Raw genomic sequence first — 19894 nt, 5'->3', positions numbered from 1 at the left:
CGAGCAACGCGACTTCGGCCAAATTTTGTTGTGATCGCGGGTGAGACAAAAAAAGCGGCCCGAAGGCCGCTTTTCTGCAGTTACATCAGAGATGTATGGCTTAGCTGCCAGCACCGCCGAGAACGGTAACGGCACGGCGATTCTGCGACCAGCAGGAGTCGGCATCGCACACGGCAACCGGACGTTCATTACCATAGGAGATGGTCTTGATGCGGGCAGCCGGCAGGCCGCGCGACGCGAGGAAGTTGCGGGCCGCAGCCGCACGGCGCTGGCCGAGAGCCAGATTGTATTCGCGTGTGCCGCGTTCGTCCGCATGACCTTCAACGGTGATGGTGTAGTTGGGGTAGCGCTGCAGCCACTGAGCCTGCTTGGAGAGGGTCTGTTGGGCATCCGCACGGATGACGGAGGAGTCGACATCAAAGAAAATGCGATCGCCAACATTGACCGTGAAGTCCTGGGTCGAACCCGGGCGGGCACTACCGGCACCGTTCAGGCCAAGATCACCGGCGCTGTTGATAGGTTTCTTCGCACAGCCCGCAATAGCGAGGGCCATGAAAAGGGCGACGACAACTGGACTGCGGGCGATCATTTCGAAGCGGCGCATAGCCTGGACTCCTTAAGAATTGAATTGTTTCGGTGAACAAGCAGTAACCATATCGAGGTTAAGGCCAGTTCAAGAAACAGGGTTAATCCACTCTTAACACCAGGATTAACAGCGAAATCAGTGAATGTCCTGCATCCTTAATGCAAACAATGCGGCGGAAAAACGACATTCGCGGCAATGTTGAGATAACATCGCCGCGAATGGTCTTAAATCATCGATGGATCAGGATGCGATCACTCGAGAAGCGGTGACCATGCCGGATCGGATGCCAGATTCGGTGTCTGGATCTGGCGCAGGTTGCGGCCCGTGAGATCGATCGTGAACAGATGCGGGCTGTTCGATCCGGGAGGGAAGCGGTAGAACATCAGGACGCGGCCGTTCGGAGCCCAGGTCGGGCCTTCATCGTGATAGCCGCTGGTCAGGATGCGCTCACCCGAGCCGTCCGTCTTCATCACGCCGATGGAGAACTGTCCGCCCGACTGCTTGGTGAAGGCGATCAGATCGCCGCGCGGCGACCAGACCGGCGTGGAGTAGGAACCGTCGCCGAACGAGATGCGCTGCGGGTTCGAACCATCCGCGCCCATCTTGTAGATTTGCGGCCGGCCGCCACGGTCGGATCCGAACACAACCTGCGAACTATCGGGCGAATAGGATGCACCGGTATCGATGGCGCTCGTGCTGGTCAGGCGGGTCGTCGTGCGGCTGCGCACATCCATCGCATAGATATTGGCGCTGCCATCATCCTGCAGAAGGCTCATGGCCACTTTCTGCCCGTCGGAGGAGAAGCGCGGCGCAATCGTCATGCCGGGGAAGTTGCCGACGAGTTCACGCTGTCCGGTTTCCAGCTGCAGGAGATAAACTTGCGGCTTGGCGCCTTCGAACGACATATAGGTGATTTCCTGGCGGCTCGGCGAAAAGCGCGGTGTCAGCACCAGGTCCTTGCCATTGGTCAGATAGCGCACATTGGCACCGTCCTGATCCATGATGGCCAGACGCTTGACGCGCTTTTCCCGGGTGCCGGATTCATCGACAAACACGACGCGCGTGTCGAAGTAGCCTTTTTCACCCGTCAGCTTCTGGTAGATGGCATCGGCAATGATGTGGGCGACGCGGCGCCAGCTGTCGGGCGAGGTGAAGAACTGCTGCCCGTCAAGCTGCTGGCCGGCGAAGGTATCCCAGAGGCGGAACTCCGCCTTGAGCCTGCCATCCGGCTGCTTGGTGACGCGGCCGGTGACAAGCGCCTGCGCGTTGATCACTTTCCAGTCCTCGAAACGCGGTGCGGCATCGGGATTGGAGATCTTCTCGATGAACGCGCCCTTGTCGATCGGGGCAAAAAGGCCGGACCGTTCCAGATCGGCTGCAATGACGCCCGTAATATTGGCACCAAGCTGATCGCCGGAAAGGAAATCCGTGATGGCGATGGGCATCGGCTCGACAACACCCTTGGTGATATCGAGTTTGAGCTCAGCCCGTGCTGGCAGTATCGCGATTGCCAATGTCGCAACAAGCGTCACGAAGATTGGGAAAATAGTCCGGGTAATTTTCAGCATAAGTTCAGGGCCCTCTTTTGGCTGGCCTATTAGTCATCTACAGCGGGATGGAACGTCAGTTCGACAACGTCCCAGCCACCTGCATATTTGTCCTGCGGCAGATTGTACGGAGCGGTGCGCATCACCGCCCGCAGCGCACTGCTCTTTGCCGCACTCAGCACCGCAGCGTCACCGCCGCTGCCGGTGACGGTCGGCGTGCCGTCAATTTCGCCGGTCTTGGTGAGGCGGAACTTGACCACCACGACCATGTCCGGGAAGTCAGGCGCGCCGACCGGCTTGATCCAGTTCTTCGAGATAAGTCCGCGCAGCGCGTCCATCTCGTTCTGGCTGAGCTTGGCGCCGCCTGTCGATTTGGTGGCGCCGAGCGATGCCTGCTCCGTCGAACGCTTGGCACCGCCGCCGGAAGGCTTCTCGTGATTGAGCAATTCGGCAACCTGATCGGCAATCCCGCTCTTGTCTTTGGACGGTGTCGGCGCGGTCTTGGTGGGCTTCGGTGTTTCCTTGGTTTCCTTGCGCTCCGGCGTCGTCGCGGTCTGCGCCTGGGCAGGCTTGGGCTTGTCCTCAGGCTTCGCCACGTTCTGCGGCAGCTTGAAGGCTTCCTCGGCCGGCTTTTCCGCCTGCGGCGTTGGCTCGACCTTCGGCGCATCCGGTGTCGGCGCCGGCTTGGAATCATTGATCGCGGCGGTGATCGGGTCCGGCGTGACGTCCTGCTTCGGCTTTGCCTCCGGCGCTATTTCCGTCGCCGGGACCGGAACCGGTTTGGTTTCCGGCTTCACTTCAGGCTTCGGATCCGGCTTGGCAACAGGCACGTCCGACTGCTTCGGGGCTTCGGCAGACTCCACGACCTTTGGCTTGGTCGAAGGGATCGGCTTGGTTTCGACATCTGTTTCAGCGTCGCCGATGATCTGCGCATCCGGTTTGGTCTGCGGCTTTTCCGTCGGCTTCGGCGTTGCCTTTTCGGCCTTCGGCGCCTTTACGTCACCCTTCTGCAACTGGCTTGTATCGGAGATGATTTCGATCGGCAGCGATTCGGAATTGGCCAAATCCATCGGTTTTGGCGCAGAAAAGGTCAACAGCCCCCAGCCGAGGATAACGGCGTGGATAATGGCGGAGGATGCAACACTCGTCTTCATGACTTATCAGCTGCCTTCCGGAAGGCTGACGAGACCGATATTCTTGAATCCGGAACCGGAAATGCGCGCCATGACCTTCATGATCGTGCCATAGTCGGCAGCCTTGTCACCTTTGACAAAGATGCGCTCTTCATAGCCGGTCTTGGCGATCGCCTGGAGTTTCGGGACGATTTCCTCGATCGGGATTTCGGTTTCCTGCAGGAAGACCTGGCCCTTCTGGTTGATCGTCACATAGATCGGGTTGGTTTCGCTGTTCAGCGCCTTGGCCTGGGTTTCCGGCATGTCGATGGGCACGCCCACCGTCATCATCGGTGCCGTCACCATGAAAATGATCAGGAGCACGAGCATGACGTCGACCAGCGGCGTCACGTTGATTTCACTCATCAACGCCTTGCTGGCACGGCCGCGACGGCCGCGTCCCCCTGAACCCTTGTTACCAACAGACATGCCCATGGCATTCAATCCCGCACTTGTAAAATCAGTTGCTTAAGAACGCGGCGCCAGCTTCTCATCGATTTGCCGCGAGAGTATGGCGGAGAACTCGTCCGCAAAGCCTTCCATGCGTGCGGTCAGTTTGCCCGCATCGCTTGACAGTTTGTTGTAGGCGATAACCGCCGGGATGGCGGCAACCAGACCAATGGCCGTCGCCAGCAGCGCTTCGGCGATACCGGGTGCGACAACCGCGAGGCTGGTGGACTTCGAACCGGCAATGCCCATGAACGATGTCATGATGCCGATGACCGTGCCGAACAGGCCGATGAAGGGGCCGGCGGAACCGATGGTCGCCAGAAAGCCGAGGCGGGCGGCGAGAATATCACTTTCGCGTGAAAGGGCGACATCCATCGCCTTGTCGATACGCATCTGCAGGGCGATGGGGGAACGGGCGCCCTTTTCGAAGGACTTTTTCCACTCGCGCATCGCGGCGATGAAAATGGAGCCCATGCCGGTCGTGCGCTTTTCGCCCAGGTTGCGGTAAAGCTCTTCAAGCGACTGGCCGGACCAGAAAACCTGCTCGAAACGGTCAAAGGCGCGCTTGGCGCGACCATAGCCGAGTACCTTGTCGATGATGATCGCCCAGGTCCAGATGGAAGCACCCAGAAGGCCGATCATGACCAGCTTGACGATGAATCCGGCCTGCCAGAACAATCCCCAGAGGGAGACGTCCGATGTCTGAACAGCAACCGCTAAATTTTCCATATCCACTACCCTCGAATCCGAAAACCCGGTATTTCAACCGGGCTGCAATCGTCTCTCATACCCGTGCTTGGTCCACCGAAGTATAAATGGTCCGGCAATGCGACCACGCGCCACTTTATTTCTTTGGAACCCGGCCGAACGCCCGACCGGCGTCCATCGTCGCTCACTAAATTTCGAAAGCCACGTTCTGAGACCGGACTTTTTCCAGTATTCATACCGCGGCTTCTCACGGTTAATTTTGGTAAAACGAAGGCGTTAACGCAAAACGCCCCGTTTCATGGCTTTATTCATGGTTTGTTATGGTTAAGGATCAGTTATGATTCAGCGCCTGTGCGTCATTTAAACGCCATGACATCAGGATTCCGGCTGAAAAAGTTTGATCCATTCCGCGGGAAACCGGCGCGGCCGTCCGGCACCGTTGATCAGCGCCGCTTCGACAGCAGCTGAAATCAGCAGATCATCGCCCCGTTTGATGGTTTGGGCCATCTTGACCCGCGCGCCGGAGATTTCCGCCGTGCGCGTTTCGATCGTCAGCACGTCATCGATGCGGGCGGCGCCCCGGAAATCGATTTCCATGCGCCGCACCACCCAGACAATGCTTTCGCCATGCTTGCCGTCGGCGAGTTCCGAGTGGTGAACGCCAAGCAGGCGCAGATAATCGGTGCGGCCGCGCTCCAGAAATTCCAGATAGCGTCCGTGATAGACAATGCCGGAGAAATCCGTGTCGGCATAATACACCCGCGCCAGGAGACGGTGGCCGAAGGAGGTGAGTTCACCGGCAAGGCCGCCGAGGGGCGGCAGGGAAGGATTGTTTTCGCTCATGATCCCTCCTTTTGTCGGTACAGCCAGTGGTTTGTCCAGTGCCATTATGCTTGGTGCGACACGCGAGTACTAATCCTCGTCTTCCTGAAACAGGCTGATCTGCTGGATGGTGTCGGACGGTGCGTTCAGGCCCAGATGTTTCCAGGCATTGGCGGTCAGCATGCGTCCGCGTGGCGTGCGCTGGATAAAGCCCTGCTGGATCAGGTAGGGTTCGATAATATCCTCGATCGCATCGCGCGGTTCGGAAAGCCCCGCGGCGATGGTTTCGATGCCGACGGGTCCGCCGCCGAAATTGTGCGCAATCATCGCGAGGTAGCGCCGGTCGAGCTGATCGAGCCCCAGCGCATCGACCTCGAGACGCAGGAGCGCGGAATCGGCCGTCTGGCGGTCGATGGAATCCTTGCCGTCGACAATGGCAAAGTCGCGCACCCGGCGCAGAAGCCGCCCGGCAATACGCGGTGTGCCGCGGGCGCGCCGCGCCACCTCAAGCGCCCCGTCATCGGTCATCCCGATGCCCATGATGCGCGCGCCGCGCCGGACGATATGCTCAAGCTCCTCGACCGTATAGAAATTCAGCCGGACCGGAATGCCGAAACGATCCCGCAGCGGCGTCGTCAGAAGCCCGAGGCGCGTCGTCGCCGCCACCAGCGTGAACTTGGCCAGATCGATCTTGACCGAACGTGCCGCCGGCCCCTCGCCGATGATCAGGTCAAGCTGATAATCTTCCATGGCCGGATAGAGGATTTCCTCCACCGCCGGATTGAGACGATGGATTTCATCGATGAAGAGAACGTCGTTTTCTTCCAGATTGGTCAACAGCGCGGCAAGATCGCCCGCCTTGGCGATGACAGGCCCGGACGTCGAGCGGAAATTGACGCCGAGTTCCTTGGCCATAATCTGCGCCAGCGTCGTCTTGCCGAGGCCGGGTGGCCCGACAAAGAGCACATGATCCAGCGCCTCGCCGCGCGACTTGGCGGCTTCGATGAAGACCTTCAGATTGGCACGCGCCGCCGCCTGCCCGACAAAATCGTTCAGTGTCTGCGGGCGCAGTGACGTGTCGGCATCTTCGCCGCGCTTGTCGGGGGTTATCAATCGGCTGACATCACTCATGCGGATGTCCTCGCACAGTGTGCTGTATCAGGCAACCATGTCACCGGGAAAGTTCCTTCAGGCCAAGCCGGATCAGCTTGGCGGAATCGGCCTCCTCGCCCGCATCGCGCAGGGCGGCGCTGATGGCATTGGCGGCCTGGTCGCGCGAATAGCCGAGATTGGTCAGGGCCGACACGGCATCGGCCACCGGCGCCGGGGCAACGCCCTCGCCCAGTTCCTGCTTGAGCCCGATCGTGCCCATGGCCTCGCCGGCAAAGGCAGGCGCCTTGTTCTTCAGTTCGATGACGATGCGCTCCGCCACCTTCTTGCCGACACCCGGTGCCCGGCTGACCATGGCGATATCGCGCAGGGCAATGGCATTGGCGAGATCGGACGGCGTCAAGGTGCCAAGAACGCTCAGGGCAACCTTGGCACCGATGCCCTGCACGCTCTGCAGCAGGCGGAACCATTCGCGTTCCAGCGCTGTGCCGAAGCCGAACAGGCGGATCAGGTCTTCCCGCACATAGGTTTCGATGAGCAGCACCGCCGCTTCACCCGGCCCCGGCATGTTCGACAGCGTCCGCGCCGAGCAATAGGCGACGTAGCCGACACCGTGCACATCGAGAATCACGTGATCCTCGGCGATTTCATCGACAGTACCCTTGAGTTTTCCGATCATAGCTGTGCCGCCAGTTTGCGTTCGATGGCAATGCGGCCGATGGCGCTTTGCCGGTGATGCGCGTGACAGATGGCAACCGCCAGCGCATCCGCAGCATCATCCGTATCGAATGTTGCCTTGGGCATCAGCACCTTGACCATCATGTGAATCTGTTTCTTTTCCCCATGCCCGACGCCGATCACCGCCTTCTTGACCGCATTGGGCGCATATTCGGCAACGGGCAATCCGGCCAGCGCGGGAACAAGCAGGGCGATACCGCGCGCCTGGCCGAGTTTCAGTGTCGCCGTGGCATCCTTGTTGACGAAGGTGTGTTCGACCGCCGCCTCGTGTGGCATCTGGCCGTGGATGATTCCGGCAAGACCGTCATGCAGCTGGCAAAGGCGCGAGGCGAGATCGAGCTTGGCGTCGGAAAGGATTGTACCCGAGGCGACAAAGCGCAGCGAATTGCCGAGTGTCTCGATGATGCCCCAGCCGGTGCGGCGCAGGCCGGGATCAATGCCAATGATGCGAATCGCTTCTTTCATGTCGGGACCTTATCGAGCTGTCAGGGAACTTGACAGCAGAAAGGTGAACAAAAGAGAAACAAACCGCCCTGTTATGCACGATTATCGTGCTGTCATCACCGATGGGCGAAGGCGGTGGCCAGCAGGCTGATCTGATCCGAGACCGGGTTGGTCGTCAGCATCCGCCTGTGGGCCGTGCTGGCGCCTTCATTATAGATCTCGTCATCCATCTGGCGGACGCGGGCCTGCAGGCGCAGCGAACGGTGCACGAGATCACAGTAATCGAAGGGAATCTCGTCCCAGCCTTCGACGGTTTCCGGGGCGGAATCCGTATCGAGCCGCACTTTCGCCTTTTCGGACAGCACCTGCTCCTGGGTCATTTCTCCGCTGCGCGATGCGCGCTGCAACAGCAGCCACGAGGCAACCTGCATGAGACGCGTCGTCAGCCGCATGGATTCGGCCGCATAGAGCGTGGCGGCAACGCGGCTCAGCCGTTTGGCTTCCGCCCGGCCTTCGCCGTCGAGATAGGCAGCCGCCTCCTCGACCAGACCCATGCCTTCGTCATAGATATGATTGAACGTTTCCGAGCGGACCATGCGGTCAGCCAGCCGGATTGTATTGTCAGCGTGGTATTCCTGTTCAACCATGTCATGCCCTGTCATTAAAAATCCGCTGATTCTCAAAGCAGCGCTCTCTTACTGGGACAGCAAGCGGATCACCACAACGGCCAACGGGTAGTATTCCCCATCAACCTGCCCGTATGCACACATGAGCGCAAGTTTATCCTTAATAAAGGGTTAACGTCAGGGCCGCAGCAGAGATATGAACACAAAAAAAGAGCCGCAAAACGAGGCGGCTCTCAGGAGTCTAACAGGGAGGCGTCAAACAAAGTGGCCAAACCACTTGGTAAGAATCCAGAAAACTGGATGATCAATTTATAGCTTGTAATGCTTAACAAGTGGTTAAAGCCGACAGCGCAGTTGCAATCAGTCCGCCCCCGCAACGCCTCAATCCAGCATCAGCCTGGCCCGTTTGCGCAGCTCGAACTTCTGGATTTTCCCGGTCGATGTCTTCGGTATGTCTTCGAACAGCACGTGCCGCGGCACCTTGAAGCGCGCCAGCAGGGTGCGGCAATGGGCGATCAGCTCCTCTTCCGTTGCCGTCTGGCCCGGCTTCAACTCGACGAAGGCAAGCGGCGTCTCGCCCCACTTGTCGTCCGGCCGCGCCACAACAGCACAGGCGGCCACGGCCGGGAACCTGTAGAGCGCGTCCTCCACCTCGATGGATGAAATGTTCTCGCCGCCGGAAATGATGATGTCCTTCGACCGGTCCTTCAGCTGGATATAGCCGTCCGGATACATCACGCCGAGATCGCCGGAGTGGAACCAGCCGCCTGAAAAGGCCGCATCGCTGGCCGGCCGATTTTTCAGGTACCCCTTCATGACGATATTGCCGCGGAACATCACCTCTCCGATGGTCTCGCCATCGGCCGGCACGGGCTGCATGGTTTCGGGATCGAGCACCGTCAGATCTTCGAGCGCCGTATAGCGCACGCCCTGCCGCGCCTTCTTGGCGGTGCGCGAGGATGCCTCCAGCGCATCCCATTCATCCTGCCATTCATTGACGACGGCAGGGCCGTAGGTCTCTGTCAGGCCATAGAGATGCGTGACCGCAAATCCCGCCTCGGCCATGCCGGCCAGAATGGATTCCGGCGGCGGTGCGGCAGCCGTGTTGAACGTCACCGTTTGCGGGAAATCGCGCTTGTCCTTGTCAGCCGCATTGATCAGCACCGACATGACAATCGGCGCCCCGCACAGATGCGTAACACCCAGATCGGCAATGGCGTCGTAGATCTGCTTTGCCCGCACCCAGCGCAGGCAGACATGGGTGCCGAACTGCAGGGCCAGCGTCCATGGAAAACACCAGCCATTGCAGTGGAACATCGGCAGGGTCCACAGATAGACGGGATAGCGCCCCATGCCGGAGGCCACCACATTGCCATAGCCCATCAGCGCCGCGCCGCGATGGTGATAGACAACACCCTTCGGATCGCCTGTCGTGCCGGATGTATAGTTGAGGGTGATCGAATCCCATTCGTCATCGGGCAGCGCCCAGGCGTAATCCGGGTCCCCGCCTGCAACGAAGGTCTCATAGTCCACCGCGCCGAACGGCTCACCCTGCGGATAGGGTGCGTCGGCGGGATATTGCGTATCGACGAAGTCAATAACCAGCGGCTTGACCCTGGCAAGTGCCAGCGCCTCGCGGAAAACGCCGGAAAATTCCGTATCGACAATGGCGATCTTGGTTTCCGCATGATCGAGCTGGAACGCAATGACCGCCGCGTCGAGGCGTGTGTTGATCGAATGCAGCACAGCCTTCGTCATCGGCACGCCGAAATGCGCCTCCAGCATGGGCGGCGTGTTGGACAGCATCACCGTGACCGTATCGCCCTTGCCGATGCCGCGGCGCGACAGTGCCGATGCCAGCTGCCGCGTGCGGCGGTAGAACGTGCCGTAATCGAAGCGCTGCGCACCATGGATGATCGCCGTTCTCGACGGATAGACCCGCGCTGCCCGTTCCAGATAGGTCAGCGGCGTCAGCGGCTGGTAATTGGCCGCATTGCGCTCAAGATCACGATCAAAGATTCCACCCATGCACGCCTCCCAACGCTTCCATGGGCAAAGCTTAGACCAAGCCAGCAAACGATGGCTATCGGTTTTTCCGGGCCACCCGGCAAAAGCCGGTGCGGGCGGTCAGGAGACCGCCGACTTGGCGGTTCCGGATTTCATGCCTGAACTCATCGCGGCGGCATTGACCGGCCGGCCGGCAATCACCAGCTTCGATTTCACCGGCTGCACCTGCTGCTGGGCAGGACGCGCGTTGCCCCATCCGATGCTTGGCAGCCATTCCAGGTAATGCGCCAGGGCAAACTGCGCCATGATTCCGCTGGCGATCAGCAGCGTGTCATCCAGCTCGTCGCCGGGGTTCATCACCTTGACGATCTGCGCGACCATGGCAAGGATCGTTCCGGCAACAAACACCGGCAGCGAATGCTTGCCGAGGATGGCGAGCGGGTGATCTTCCGGCGTCCGCGCCAGGTTGGAAATGGCCGGTACCGAGACGATGACATAGGCGATCGCCAGGATATGCGCCAGGCGGGTCAGCGACAGGAACGTCTTGTCGAAACCGGTGATCACCATGGGCAATCCCATTGATGTATTGACGCCCCACAGCGGTACCCGCACCCAGATCAACGCCAGCAGGATATAGCCGACCGCGACACCGAACAGGTATTTGTTGAACGGGATTCGCCCGCCCCGGCGCACATGCATCACACCGGCGATGCCGATGACGAACAGGAACTGCCATGACAACGGGTTGAGAAACCAGACGCCTTCGGTCGGGTAATTCGGCGGTGCAATCCGGTAGACACCCGACACCAGCCACAGGAGCCCGGACGCCCCGACCATCAGCGACAGGTTGATATTGGCGAGGAACAGGAACAGCGGCAGCATGAGCAGCAGCACGCCGTACATCGACAGGATATTGTTATAGCCGAGCTGATGCCCCATCGTCGCAAGGCCGATGAGCGCCTCGGCCGGGCTGTCCATCAACGGCCCGATATTGATGAAGGACATGAATTCCGGGCGGTTGAGATAAAGCCCGGCGGCACAGAAGATCGCAAGCGTAGCGACCGTCGTCAGGATATGGGCGCTGTACAGCGTCGCCGCCCGGCGCCATGCCTTCAGCGTGATCAGGAAGCGGCTGCCCGGTTCAAATTTGGCCCCATAGGCAAGACCAACGGAAATGCCGGAGATCAGCACAAAGGCCTCGGCCGAGTCAGAAAATCCGAAATTCCTGTGGGTGAGATGTTCGAAAACGGTTCCCGGCACATGATTGATGAAGATGGTCAGCAGTGCCAAAGCCCGGAAGACATCAATGCGGGTATCCCGCTGTTTGAGCTGCGTCTGTGTCATAGCGTTCACCAATTCCTGTCATGCAATATTCAATCACAGCACTCCCGGCCTCGTGAGGGAGCGTTGGTCCGACGGTTGCAGTTGATAATGTTTACATAGTGGGAAAGTTGCGATTCGGCTGATCAACTTTCGTTCATCATTATAACAAGGCGGCTAATCCATCGTAGGAAAGCTTCAATCCCATCAATAGGATCATGATGTACATGAAGGGATAGAACACCTCCGGCCGCATGCGTTTGACGATCCACGCGCCGGCAAAGGTCGCCAGCGGCGCGATGGGCACCAGAACCGCCGCCGCCTTGAGGTTCTCGGCATCGAACTGCCCCAGGGCAAAATACGGGATGACCTTCACGGCATTGACGATCGCGAAGAAAATCACGCTCGTGCCATTGTAAACCTTCGGATCCTGGCGCAGCGGCAGGGCGTAGACCTGATAGGGCGGGCCGCCCGCATGGGCGACGAAACTTGTGAACCCGGCGATGGTCGACCAGAAGGTTGCAGCGCCGGCATTGTGCGGTTGTGCGGTGGCGCGTTTGGCGGCACTTGCAAAGACATAACGGGCAAAAAAGATGATCGCGACAGCACCGACAATGAGCTTGACCATGTCGTCGGTCACCACCGATGCGGTCAGCCAGCCTATGCCAATGCCGAGGAAGGCGCCCGGCAGCATCAGCTTGAGGGTTTTCGCATCGCGGTAACCGCGCCAGCTCCACAGGCTGGCAACATCCATGATGATGAGGATCGGCAGCATGATGGCGGCCGCCTGCACCGGCGGCATCACCAGCGCCATCAACGGCACCCCCACCTGCCCCATGGCCCCGCCAAGGCCGCCCTTCGACAGCCCGATCAGGATCGTGGCCGGAACGGCGGCAGCATAGAACCATGGGTTCAACAGGAGATCGTGCATGATGGAAATCCACAAGGAGGGCCTTCCATCTCTAGCCGATCACCGCGGCATTTGAAAAATGCTTTTTGGCAACATGTGCCTGTTTGCTACTAAGTAATTACGTCGTAAGACTAATATGCAACAGGGTGTGATGGCTTGGATCATCGAAAAGGCTGTTCAAATGAACGGCCATCCTCTATGCCCGAATTCCATCACGATTGCCCATTCTATAGAGAACGATTGTAAGGTTGCAGCCCATGAACAACGAACAAACACCCCAACGCTGCCGTATCGTTCTGATCGCGCCTCCGGCCGCGACTGCCGACGAACTGGCCAGGAAACTCAGCGAAGCCTTGTCCGGCGGCGATGTCGCCTCCGTGCTTTTGCCCGCCTACGAGACGGACGAAACCCTGTTCCAGACCATGGCCGAAGCCGCCGTTCCGATCATTCAGAATGCGGGCGCTGCCGCCATCATCGTCGGCAACACGCAGGTTGCCGGACGGGTCAAGGCCGACGGACTGCATCTCGAAGGCCCGGCCAGCGATCTTGCTGCCAATGTCGAGCGCTTTTCCCCCAAACTGATCGTCGGGACCGGCAATATCAAGAACCGGCACACGGCGCTGGAAATCGGCGAAGCCCAGCCGGATTATGTCCTGTTCGGCAAGATTGGCGCGGATACGACACCCGAAGCCCATCCGCGCAATGTCGAACTGGCGGACTGGTGGGCATCGATGATCGAGATCCCCTGCATCGTCCAGGCGGGCAACACGCTGGAAAGCATCACCGACGCGGCCGCAACCGGGGCGGAGTTCATTGCCCTTGGTGCGGCGGTTTTCGGCAGCGACAAACCGGCGGACGCCATCAAGGAAGCGAACCGGCTGCTCGACGAGCACGCGCCGCGATTTGAGGAATAGGCCCATGGGAGCAAAATCCGCAAACCTCGTTTGCGCCGTCGCGGCCGTGCTTGCAGCCTTCCCGGCCCTGACGCATGGCGCCACGGCCCAGACGGCTCCGGCACCCGCAACAAGCCAGGCGCCTTCGGTGACATCCGCGCCGACCGACGCGCCCCAGCACCTGGAAACGCCGCAGACAACCCCCAAGCATGACAGGCCGAAACTCGCCAGCGATCCGGCGGTCGACATCGTCAACCCGACGCGCTTCGGCAAGGGAGCAGTGGACGAGGCATTCGGCGCCTACCAGCGCGGCCTGTACAAGACGGCCTACAATCTCGCCCTGCCGCGCGCGGAAAATGGCGATGGCGCCGCCCAGGTGCTGGTGGCCGACATGCTTGCCCGCGGCCTCGGCATACCGGTCAACCTGCCCGAATCGGCCAAATGGTACGGCAAGGCCGCCGACCAGGGTGTTCCCGAAGCCCAGTTCCGCTATGGCGCGATCCTGCTCCAGGGCAAATATGCCCCCAAGGATCCGGCCAAGGCCAAAACGCTGATGAAGGCTGCCGCCGACGGCGGCAACGCCATGGCCCAGTTCAATTACGGCCAGATCCTGCTGCAGGAGCACCCCGGCGACATCGGCATCGACAATGCCTATCCCTGGTTCCTTAAGGCAGCGGCACAGGGCCTGCCCGATGGCAGCTATGCGGTCAGCCAGATCCTTTCCAACGGCACGCTCGCCGTTCCGCGCGACGACGCCAAGGCCCGGGAATATCTCGCCAAGGCGGCAAATCGCGGCTACGACACGGCGCAGCTCGATCTTGGCCGCTGGCTGGTCGAGGGGCGCGGCGGGCCGCGCGATTATGTGTCGGGTTTCGGCTGGACCCTGCGCGCCGCCGTAGGCGGTAATGTCGCAGCACAGGCACAGCTGGCAAAGCTTTACTATCAGGGCCTTGGCGTGGAAGGTGACTCGGTCAAGGCAGCCGCCTGGTACATGGTCGCCAGACGGGCCGGATTGACCGACCCCGAACTTGACTCTTTCATGGACGGCCTCGACGACGACCAGATAAAGGCCGCCCTGACGGAAGCCAACAGGATGCGCTGACCGGCAGCCGGACTTGCAGTGCGCGACACGATCAGAAAGGGAACTTCACCATGCCGTTGATCAACCGAGTTCATGAAATGCAACCGAATGTCGCCGAATGGCGCCGGCATCTGCATGAGAATCCGGAAATCCTTTACGACGTGCATGAAACCTCCCGTTTTGTCGCGGACAAGCTGCGCTCCTTCGGCTGCGACAGTGTCGATACCGGCATCGGCCAGACCGGCGTGGTCGGGATCATCCGCGGCCGCCATGGCGATGGACCGGTGATCGGCCTGCGCGCCGATATGGATGCCCTGCCGATTCTTGAAGCCAGCGGCAAGCCGTGGGCCTCGAAGACCAAGGGCAAGATGCACGCCTGCGGCCATGACGGCCACACCGCCATGCTGCTCGGCGCGGCGCAGTATCTTACCGAAACCCGCAACTTCAAGGGCTCGGTCGCGGTCATCTTCCAGCCCGCCGAAGAAGGCGGCGCGGGCGCGCTGGCCATGATCAATGACGGCCTGATGGACCGGTTCTCGATCAAGGAAGTCTATGGCATGCACAATGCGCCAGGTCTGCCCGTCGGCCAGTTCGCCCTGCGCAAGGGCTCCATCATGGCGGCCACCGACGAATTCGAGATCAAGGTCATCGGCCGCGGCGGCCATGCCGCCAAGCCGCATACGACAGTCGATCCCGTGGTCGTCTCCGCCCATACGGTTCTCGCCCTGCAGTCACTGGTGTCGCGTGAAACCGACCCGCTCAAGTCGCTGGTCATCTCGGTGGCGATGATTCACGGCGGCGATGCGACCAATGTCATTCCGAACGCCGTGACCCTTTCGGGTACGGTGCGCACGCTGATGCCAGATGTGCGCGACTTCGCCCGCAAGCGCGTGACCGAAGTGGCCGAAGCCACGGCTGCCATTTTCGGTGCACGGGCGGAAGTCAAGTATGATCAGGGCTATCCGGTCACGTTCAACCATGACCGCGAGACGGATTTTGCCACGGGTGTCGCGCAGCTGATTGCCGGCGACAGCGCGGTGAATACCAACATGCCGCCGGTCATGGGTGCCGAAGATTTTTCCTACATGCTGGAAAAGCGGCCCGGCGCCTTCATTTTCCTTGGCAATGGCGACACGGCGGCCCTGCACAATTCAGCCTATGATTTCAACGACGATGCCATTCCTTACGGCATCAGCTATTGGGTTTCCGTGGCGGAAACGGCGCTCGCCGCCTAGTTCCGGAGGCTTAGCTGCGAAAAGGGCCATACCCGGCTCTTTTTGCGCTTTCTCTTGCCTATCGCGCGATTTTGTGGTCTTGGAGGCGCCAATATCGGCTGCCGCCGAGACGTCGGCGCCCGGTTTCCAACACCAATCCGGATAAACAAATGAAAATCAACGGCAATGAAATCCGTCCTGGCAATGTGATCGAGCATGATGGCAGCCTCTGGGTCGCCGTCAGGACGAACGCAGTCAAGCCCGGCAAGGGCGGCGCCTACAACCAGGTCGAACTGAAGAACCTCCTCAACGGCACCAAGCTCAACGAGCGCTTCCGCGCCGCTGAAACCGTCGAAAAGGTCCGCCTCGAACAGAAGGATTTCTCCTTCCTCTACGAACAGGGCGACGCACTTATATTCATGGACACCGCCAGCTACGAGCAGCTCGAGCTGCAGAAGGATTTCGTCGGCGACCGCGCGGCGTTCCTGCAGGACGGCATGATGGTCACTGTCGAACTTTACGACGAACGTCCGATCGGCATTTCGCTGCCGGATTACGTCACGCTCGCCATCACCGAGGCAGACCCGGTCGTCAAGGGCCAGACGGCGGCTTCATCCTACAAGCCTGCCGTGCTTGAAAACGGCATTCGCGTTCTGGTTCCGCCATTCATCTCGTCGGGCGAGCGCATCATCGTTGACACCAACGAACTGACCTACGTCCGCCGCGCTGACTAAGCAGGCATTATCGGGCGCCGCTTAAGAATGGCGCCCGCATCAACGAATTCAGACGGAGAATGACCTGAAATGGCGCGTTCAGCGATCCTCAATGTAATGGTGCAGGCAGCTATGAAGGCTGGCCGCTCCCTGGCGCGCGATTTCGGCGAAGTGCAGAATCTGCAGGTTTCGCTGAAAGGTCCCGGCGATTATGTCAGCCAGGCCGACCGCAAGGCCGAAGAAATCATCTATGCCGAACTGCGCCGGGCCCGTCCCGACTACAGTTTCCTGATGGAAGAAACCGGTACGGTCGAAGGCACCGACAGCCAGCATCGCTGGCTGGTCGATCCGCTCGACGGCACCACCAACTTCCTGCACGGCATTCCGCTGTTCGCGGTTTCCATCGCCTTGGAACGTCAGGGCCAGATCGTCGCCGGCGTGATCTTCAACCCTGCCATGGATGAGCTTTACACCGCCGAGCGCGGCGGCGGCGCCTTCCTCAATGATCGCCGCCTGCGCGTCTCCGGCCGCATCAAGCTGGTCGATTCTGTCATCGGCACGGGCGTGCCGCATCTCGGCCGCGGTCATCACGGCGATTATCTCGTGCAGTTGCGCAATGTCATGGGCGAGGTTTCCGGCATCCGCCGCATGGGCGCGGCAGCGCTCGATCTGGCCGCCGTCGCGGCAGGCCGCTTCGACGGTTTCTGGGAAGACGGCCTCTCCCCTTGGGATACGGGCGCAGGCATCATCATGGTGCGCGAGGCTGGCGGCTTTGTCACCGATTTCGACGGCAGCCAGGATGTGGTCGAAAGCAAATCGATCGTCGCCGGCAATGAAGCCATTCAGCGGGCGCTGCTGAAGACACTCAAGAAGCCGATCTGAACAATATCCGGCGCGCCGGCCGCATTGCACCTTCCATTTTTACCTTGATTTCGGTTAGGGTCGCACAAACCGATTTGGGTTTGTGCGATTTCCGTTCGTCCAGTGACGCGAACGAGGTTGCTTGGTGCGTGGCGAATGCGGAGACGATGCAATGGCTGATTTCAGTTCAACCCGCCGGGTCATGGACGGTGACGATTATGACCCGTACCGGCTGTCCAGCCCGCGGCTTGTGCTTCTGTCGATGGCGATCTTCCTGGCCATTGTCGCCTTTCTCGCCGCCATTCTCTTTCGCCAGATTTCCGTGTTCTTCACCACCAACCCCGGCCTCAACGGCCTGATCATCGGCGTGCTGATCGTCGGTATTCTCTTGGGGTTCGGACAGGTGATCCGGCTGTTTCCGGAGGTGCGCTGGGTCAATTCCTTCCGGCAGGGCAATTCGGATCCCAATTCCAAGCCGGTGATGCTGGCTCCCATGCGCGCCCTGATCGGACGGCGCCAGTCCATGGCGCTGTCGACCAATGCCATGCGCTCCATGCTCGATTCCATCGCCACCCGCCTCGATGAAACGCGCGATGTCTCGCGTTACCTCATTGGCCTTCTGGTGTTTCTCGGTCTGCTCGGCACGTTCTGGGGCCTTCTGGAAACCATCGGCTCCATCGGCCAGACCATCCAGTCGCTCGATCCGCGCGCCGGCGATGCGAACGGCGTCCTCGATGCGCTCAAGGCCGGCCTGCAATCGCCGCTCAAGGGCATGGGCACCGCGTTCTCGTCCTCGCTGTTCGGCCTTTCCGGCTCGCTTGTCCTCGGCTTTCTCGACCTGCAGGCGGGCCGCGCCCAGAACCGCTTCTACACCGAACTGGAAAACTGGCTGTCCAGCGTCACCGACCTCGGATCGGACCTGCATGCGCTCGATGGCGTCAACAGCGGCACGTCGGACGAACTGCGCTCACTCTCCGAGCGCCTGCAGAACATCCAGGAGACCGGCGGCTCCAGCCAGCGCACGACCGCCGCGCTGGCCAGCCTCGCCGAAGGCATCCAGGGCCTGGTCAAGAACATGCGCTCCGAACAACAGATGATGCGCGACTGGGTGGAAAAACAGGCTGAAGAACAGAAATCCATGCGCGAAACCCTCGCCAAGCTCAGCGACTCCGTCGCCCGCCGCAGGGACAACTGAGAATGGCGCTCGGTCGCACCCGCCGCGCTATCCGTCATGTGGATTATTGGCCCGGCTTCGTCGATGCCCTGTCGACATTGCTGCTGGCGATCATGTTTCTGCTGTCGGTTTTCGTGCTGGCGCAGTTCCTGCTCAGCCAGGAGATCACCGGCAAGGATGCCGTGCTCAACCGCCTGAATTCGCAGATCAATGAATTGACCCAGATGCTGTCGCTCGAACAGGGCAACAAGCAGGATCTGGAAGACACCATTGCCAACCTGCAGGCATCGCTGACCAAGGCGCAGAGCGAGCAGTCGCGGCTGCAGTCGATGCTGTCGCAGGGCGCAGGTGCCGGTGCGGCTGCGGAAGGCAAGATCAGCGACCTCACCGCGGGCCTCGAAAACGAAAAGCAGCTGAGCGCGCGTGCCCTGTCGCAGGTGGAAATTCTCAACCAGCAGATACTGGCGTTGCGCAAGCAGATCGGCGCGCTGGAGGAAGCCCTCAACGCCTCGGAATCCCGCGACAAGGAATCCAATGCCAAGATTGCCGATCTCGGCAAACGGCTGAACGTCGCGCTCGCCCAGCGCGTGCAGGAACTCAACCGCTACCGCTCCGATTTCTTCGGCCGCCTGCGTGAAATCCTGTCCGACCGCGAGAATATCCGCATTGTCGGCGACCGCTTTGTCTTCCAGTCCGAAGTGCTGTTCCCATCGGGTCAGGCAGTGCTGAACGAGGCAGGCAGCGAGGAAATGAAGAAGCTGGCTTTGGCCTTGATCGACCTGCAGAAGGAAATCCCCGATGACATCAACTGGGTTCTGCGCGTCGACGGCCATACGGACAATGTGGCGCTCTCGGGCACCGGCCAGTTCAAGGACAATTGGGATCTTTCCGCCGCGCGCGCCATTTCCGTGGTGAAGTTCCTCATCGCCAACGGCGTTTCCGCCAACCGCCTTGTGGCGGCGGGTTTCGGCGAGTTCCAGCCACTGGAGCCGGGCGATACGCCGGAAGTGCGTTCGCGCAACCGCCGTATCGAGCTCAAGCTGACGGAGCGCTAGAGCAGGAGCAAGGCTGCCAGCGCGACAATCGCCGGCACGCCCTGCACGAAGAAGATGCGGCGATTGACGGTGAGTGCACCGACGATCCCGGCGACAACAACGCAGCCGAGGAAGAAGACCTTGATGGCAAAGCCCGCCTGGCCCAGCCACAGCCCCCAGATCAGTCCGGCAACGAGAAACCCGTTGTAGAGGCCCTGATTGAGCGCGAGCGCCCTGGATGCGGCGGCGAATTCCGGCGTCAGCCGGAAGGTTTTCAGCCCCAGCGGCTTATCCCACACCACCATTTCCAGATACATGAAATAGACGTGCAGAAGGGCAACCAGCCCGATGAGAATGTTCGCAATCATCCCTGTCCCCTTTTCACTCCTTGCTGTCCCGCTTTCCACCCTTGCGCGCCAACCTGAGCCGCGCAATCATGCAGCGAGCAAAGCACTAGTGGAACGAATTTGACATTCGCCTCCCA

General features: G+C 60.5%; 21 protein-coding genes. 7 read left to right on the top strand and 14 right to left on the bottom strand.

The features are described 5' to 3' along the window. Nucleotides 1-100: 100 nt before the first annotated feature. The 13 genes from pal to ACP7B1_RS02710 all read right to left on the bottom strand — a co-directional run bounded on the left by pal (nucleotide 101) and on the right by ACP7B1_RS02710 (nucleotide 12461). The gene (gene pal / locus ACP7B1_RS02770; RefSeq protein WP_223613651.1) at nucleotides 101-604 is read right to left on the bottom strand and encodes a peptidoglycan-associated lipoprotein Pal; all 504 of its coding nucleotides are present in this window, start codon (nucleotides 602-604) and stop codon (nucleotides 101-103) included. Between the two features lie 233 nt (nucleotides 605-837). After that, nucleotides 838-2154: a Tol-Pal system beta propeller repeat protein TolB gene (gene tolB / locus ACP7B1_RS02765; RefSeq protein WP_223613652.1), complete on the bottom strand. Its 1317-nt coding sequence runs from the start codon at nucleotides 2152-2154 to the stop codon at nucleotides 838-840. 29 nt (nucleotides 2155-2183) lie between these two features. Then, the gene (locus ACP7B1_RS02760) at nucleotides 2184-3287 is read right to left on the bottom strand and encodes a cell envelope integrity protein TolA (RefSeq protein ID WP_223613653.1); all 1104 of its coding nucleotides are present in this window, start codon (nucleotides 3285-3287) and stop codon (nucleotides 2184-2186) included. 6 nt (nucleotides 3288-3293) lie between these two features. Continuing rightward, nucleotides 3294-3740, bottom strand: a complete 447-nt coding sequence (tolR, locus tag ACP7B1_RS02755; RefSeq protein ID WP_105734449.1) for a protein TolR — start codon at nucleotides 3738-3740, stop codon at nucleotides 3294-3296. 33 nt (nucleotides 3741-3773) lie between these two features. Then, entirely contained in the window at nucleotides 3774-4484 is a 711-nt protein-coding gene (gene tolQ, locus ACP7B1_RS02750) for a protein TolQ (protein ID WP_105734448.1), read from the bottom strand. Between the two features lie 354 nt (nucleotides 4485-4838). After that, nucleotides 4839-5306, bottom strand: a complete 468-nt coding sequence (ybgC, locus tag ACP7B1_RS02745) for a tol-pal system-associated acyl-CoA thioesterase (protein WP_346307150.1) — start codon at nucleotides 5304-5306, stop codon at nucleotides 4839-4841. A gap of 69 nt (nucleotides 5307-5375) precedes the next feature. After that, entirely contained in the window at nucleotides 5376-6416 is a 1041-nt protein-coding gene (gene ruvB, locus ACP7B1_RS02740) for a Holliday junction branch migration DNA helicase RuvB (protein ID WP_346307151.1), read from the bottom strand. Between the two features lie 40 nt (nucleotides 6417-6456). Next, on the bottom strand, nucleotides 6457-7074 hold the full coding sequence (gene ruvA, locus ACP7B1_RS02735; protein ID WP_346307152.1) for a Holliday junction branch migration protein RuvA: 618 nt from the start codon (nucleotides 7072-7074) through the stop codon (nucleotides 6457-6459). Then, nucleotides 7071-7598 carry a crossover junction endodeoxyribonuclease RuvC gene (ruvC, locus tag ACP7B1_RS02730; protein ID WP_105734445.1) on the bottom strand — a complete coding sequence of 176 codons (528 nt, stop codon included), beginning with the start codon at nucleotides 7596-7598 and terminating at the stop codon, nucleotides 7071-7073. Before ruvC ends, ruvA begins: the two co-directional genes overlap by 4 nt. Before the next feature lie 95 nt (nucleotides 7599-7693). Next, nucleotides 7694-8224: a DUF1465 family protein gene (locus ACP7B1_RS02725; protein ID WP_426136507.1), complete on the bottom strand. Its 531-nt coding sequence runs from the start codon at nucleotides 8222-8224 to the stop codon at nucleotides 7694-7696. 360 nt (nucleotides 8225-8584) lie between these two features. Further along, nucleotides 8585-10231 carry an acyl-CoA synthetase gene (locus ACP7B1_RS02720; RefSeq protein ID WP_426136408.1) on the bottom strand — a complete coding sequence of 549 codons (1647 nt, stop codon included), beginning with the start codon at nucleotides 10229-10231 and terminating at the stop codon, nucleotides 8585-8587. A 99-nt stretch (nucleotides 10232-10330) separates the two neighbouring features. Then, nucleotides 10331-11554: an OpgC family protein gene (locus ACP7B1_RS02715; RefSeq protein WP_346308308.1), complete on the bottom strand. Its 1224-nt coding sequence runs from the start codon at nucleotides 11552-11554 to the stop codon at nucleotides 10331-10333. 139 nt (nucleotides 11555-11693) lie between these two features. Continuing rightward, nucleotides 11694-12461, bottom strand: a complete 768-nt coding sequence (locus tag ACP7B1_RS02710) for a sulfite exporter TauE/SafE family protein (protein WP_346308309.1) — start codon at nucleotides 12459-12461, stop codon at nucleotides 11694-11696. 236 nt (nucleotides 12462-12697) lie between these two features. On the opposite strand from ACP7B1_RS02710, the gene ACP7B1_RS02705 reads away from it, so the two are divergent. From ACP7B1_RS02705 to ACP7B1_RS02675, 7 genes are all read left to right on the top strand, one after another. Further along, nucleotides 12698-13354: a thiamine phosphate synthase gene (locus ACP7B1_RS02705; RefSeq protein ID WP_346308310.1), complete on the top strand. Its 657-nt coding sequence runs from the start codon at nucleotides 12698-12700 to the stop codon at nucleotides 13352-13354. Between the two features lie 4 nt (nucleotides 13355-13358). After that, the gene (locus ACP7B1_RS02700; protein ID WP_346308311.1) at nucleotides 13359-14435 is read left to right on the top strand and encodes a tetratricopeptide repeat protein; all 1077 of its coding nucleotides are present in this window, start codon (nucleotides 13359-13361) and stop codon (nucleotides 14433-14435) included. Between the two features lie 50 nt (nucleotides 14436-14485). Next, nucleotides 14486-15649 (top strand): M20 aminoacylase family protein, encoded by a 1164-nt coding sequence (locus ACP7B1_RS02695; protein WP_403180599.1) that lies wholly within the window; start codon nucleotides 14486-14488, stop codon nucleotides 15647-15649. Between the two features lie 149 nt (nucleotides 15650-15798). Then, on the top strand, nucleotides 15799-16362 hold the full coding sequence (efp, locus tag ACP7B1_RS02690) for an elongation factor P (protein WP_223613664.1): 564 nt from the start codon (nucleotides 15799-15801) through the stop codon (nucleotides 16360-16362). Nucleotides 16363-16431: 69 nt separating this feature from the next. Next, nucleotides 16432-17223, top strand: a complete 792-nt coding sequence (locus ACP7B1_RS02685; RefSeq protein WP_346305050.1) for an inositol monophosphatase family protein — start codon at nucleotides 16432-16434, stop codon at nucleotides 17221-17223. Nucleotides 17224-17374: 151 nt separating this feature from the next. Next, entirely contained in the window at nucleotides 17375-18397 is a 1023-nt protein-coding gene (locus ACP7B1_RS02680; RefSeq protein WP_346305051.1) for a MotA/TolQ/ExbB proton channel family protein, read from the top strand. A gap of 2 nt (nucleotides 18398-18399) precedes the next feature. Next, nucleotides 18400-19431 (top strand): peptidoglycan -binding protein, encoded by a 1032-nt coding sequence (locus ACP7B1_RS02675; RefSeq protein WP_223613667.1) that lies wholly within the window; start codon nucleotides 18400-18402, stop codon nucleotides 19429-19431. Here the strand turns inward: ACP7B1_RS02675 and ACP7B1_RS02670 are convergent. Next, the gene (locus tag ACP7B1_RS02670) at nucleotides 19428-19778 is read right to left on the bottom strand and encodes a DUF1304 domain-containing protein (RefSeq protein ID WP_346305052.1); all 351 of its coding nucleotides are present in this window, start codon (nucleotides 19776-19778) and stop codon (nucleotides 19428-19430) included. The genes ACP7B1_RS02675 and ACP7B1_RS02670 overlap by 4 nt on opposite strands. Nucleotides 19779-19894: the final 116 nt, after the last annotated feature.

The sequence above is a fragment of the Phyllobacterium sp. SL163 genome, assembly GCF_049896885.1.
Taxonomy (GTDB): domain Bacteria; phylum Pseudomonadota; class Alphaproteobacteria; order Rhizobiales; family Rhizobiaceae; genus Phyllobacterium; species Phyllobacterium calauticae.
This window is presented reverse-complemented; position numbering and strand designations above follow the sequence as displayed.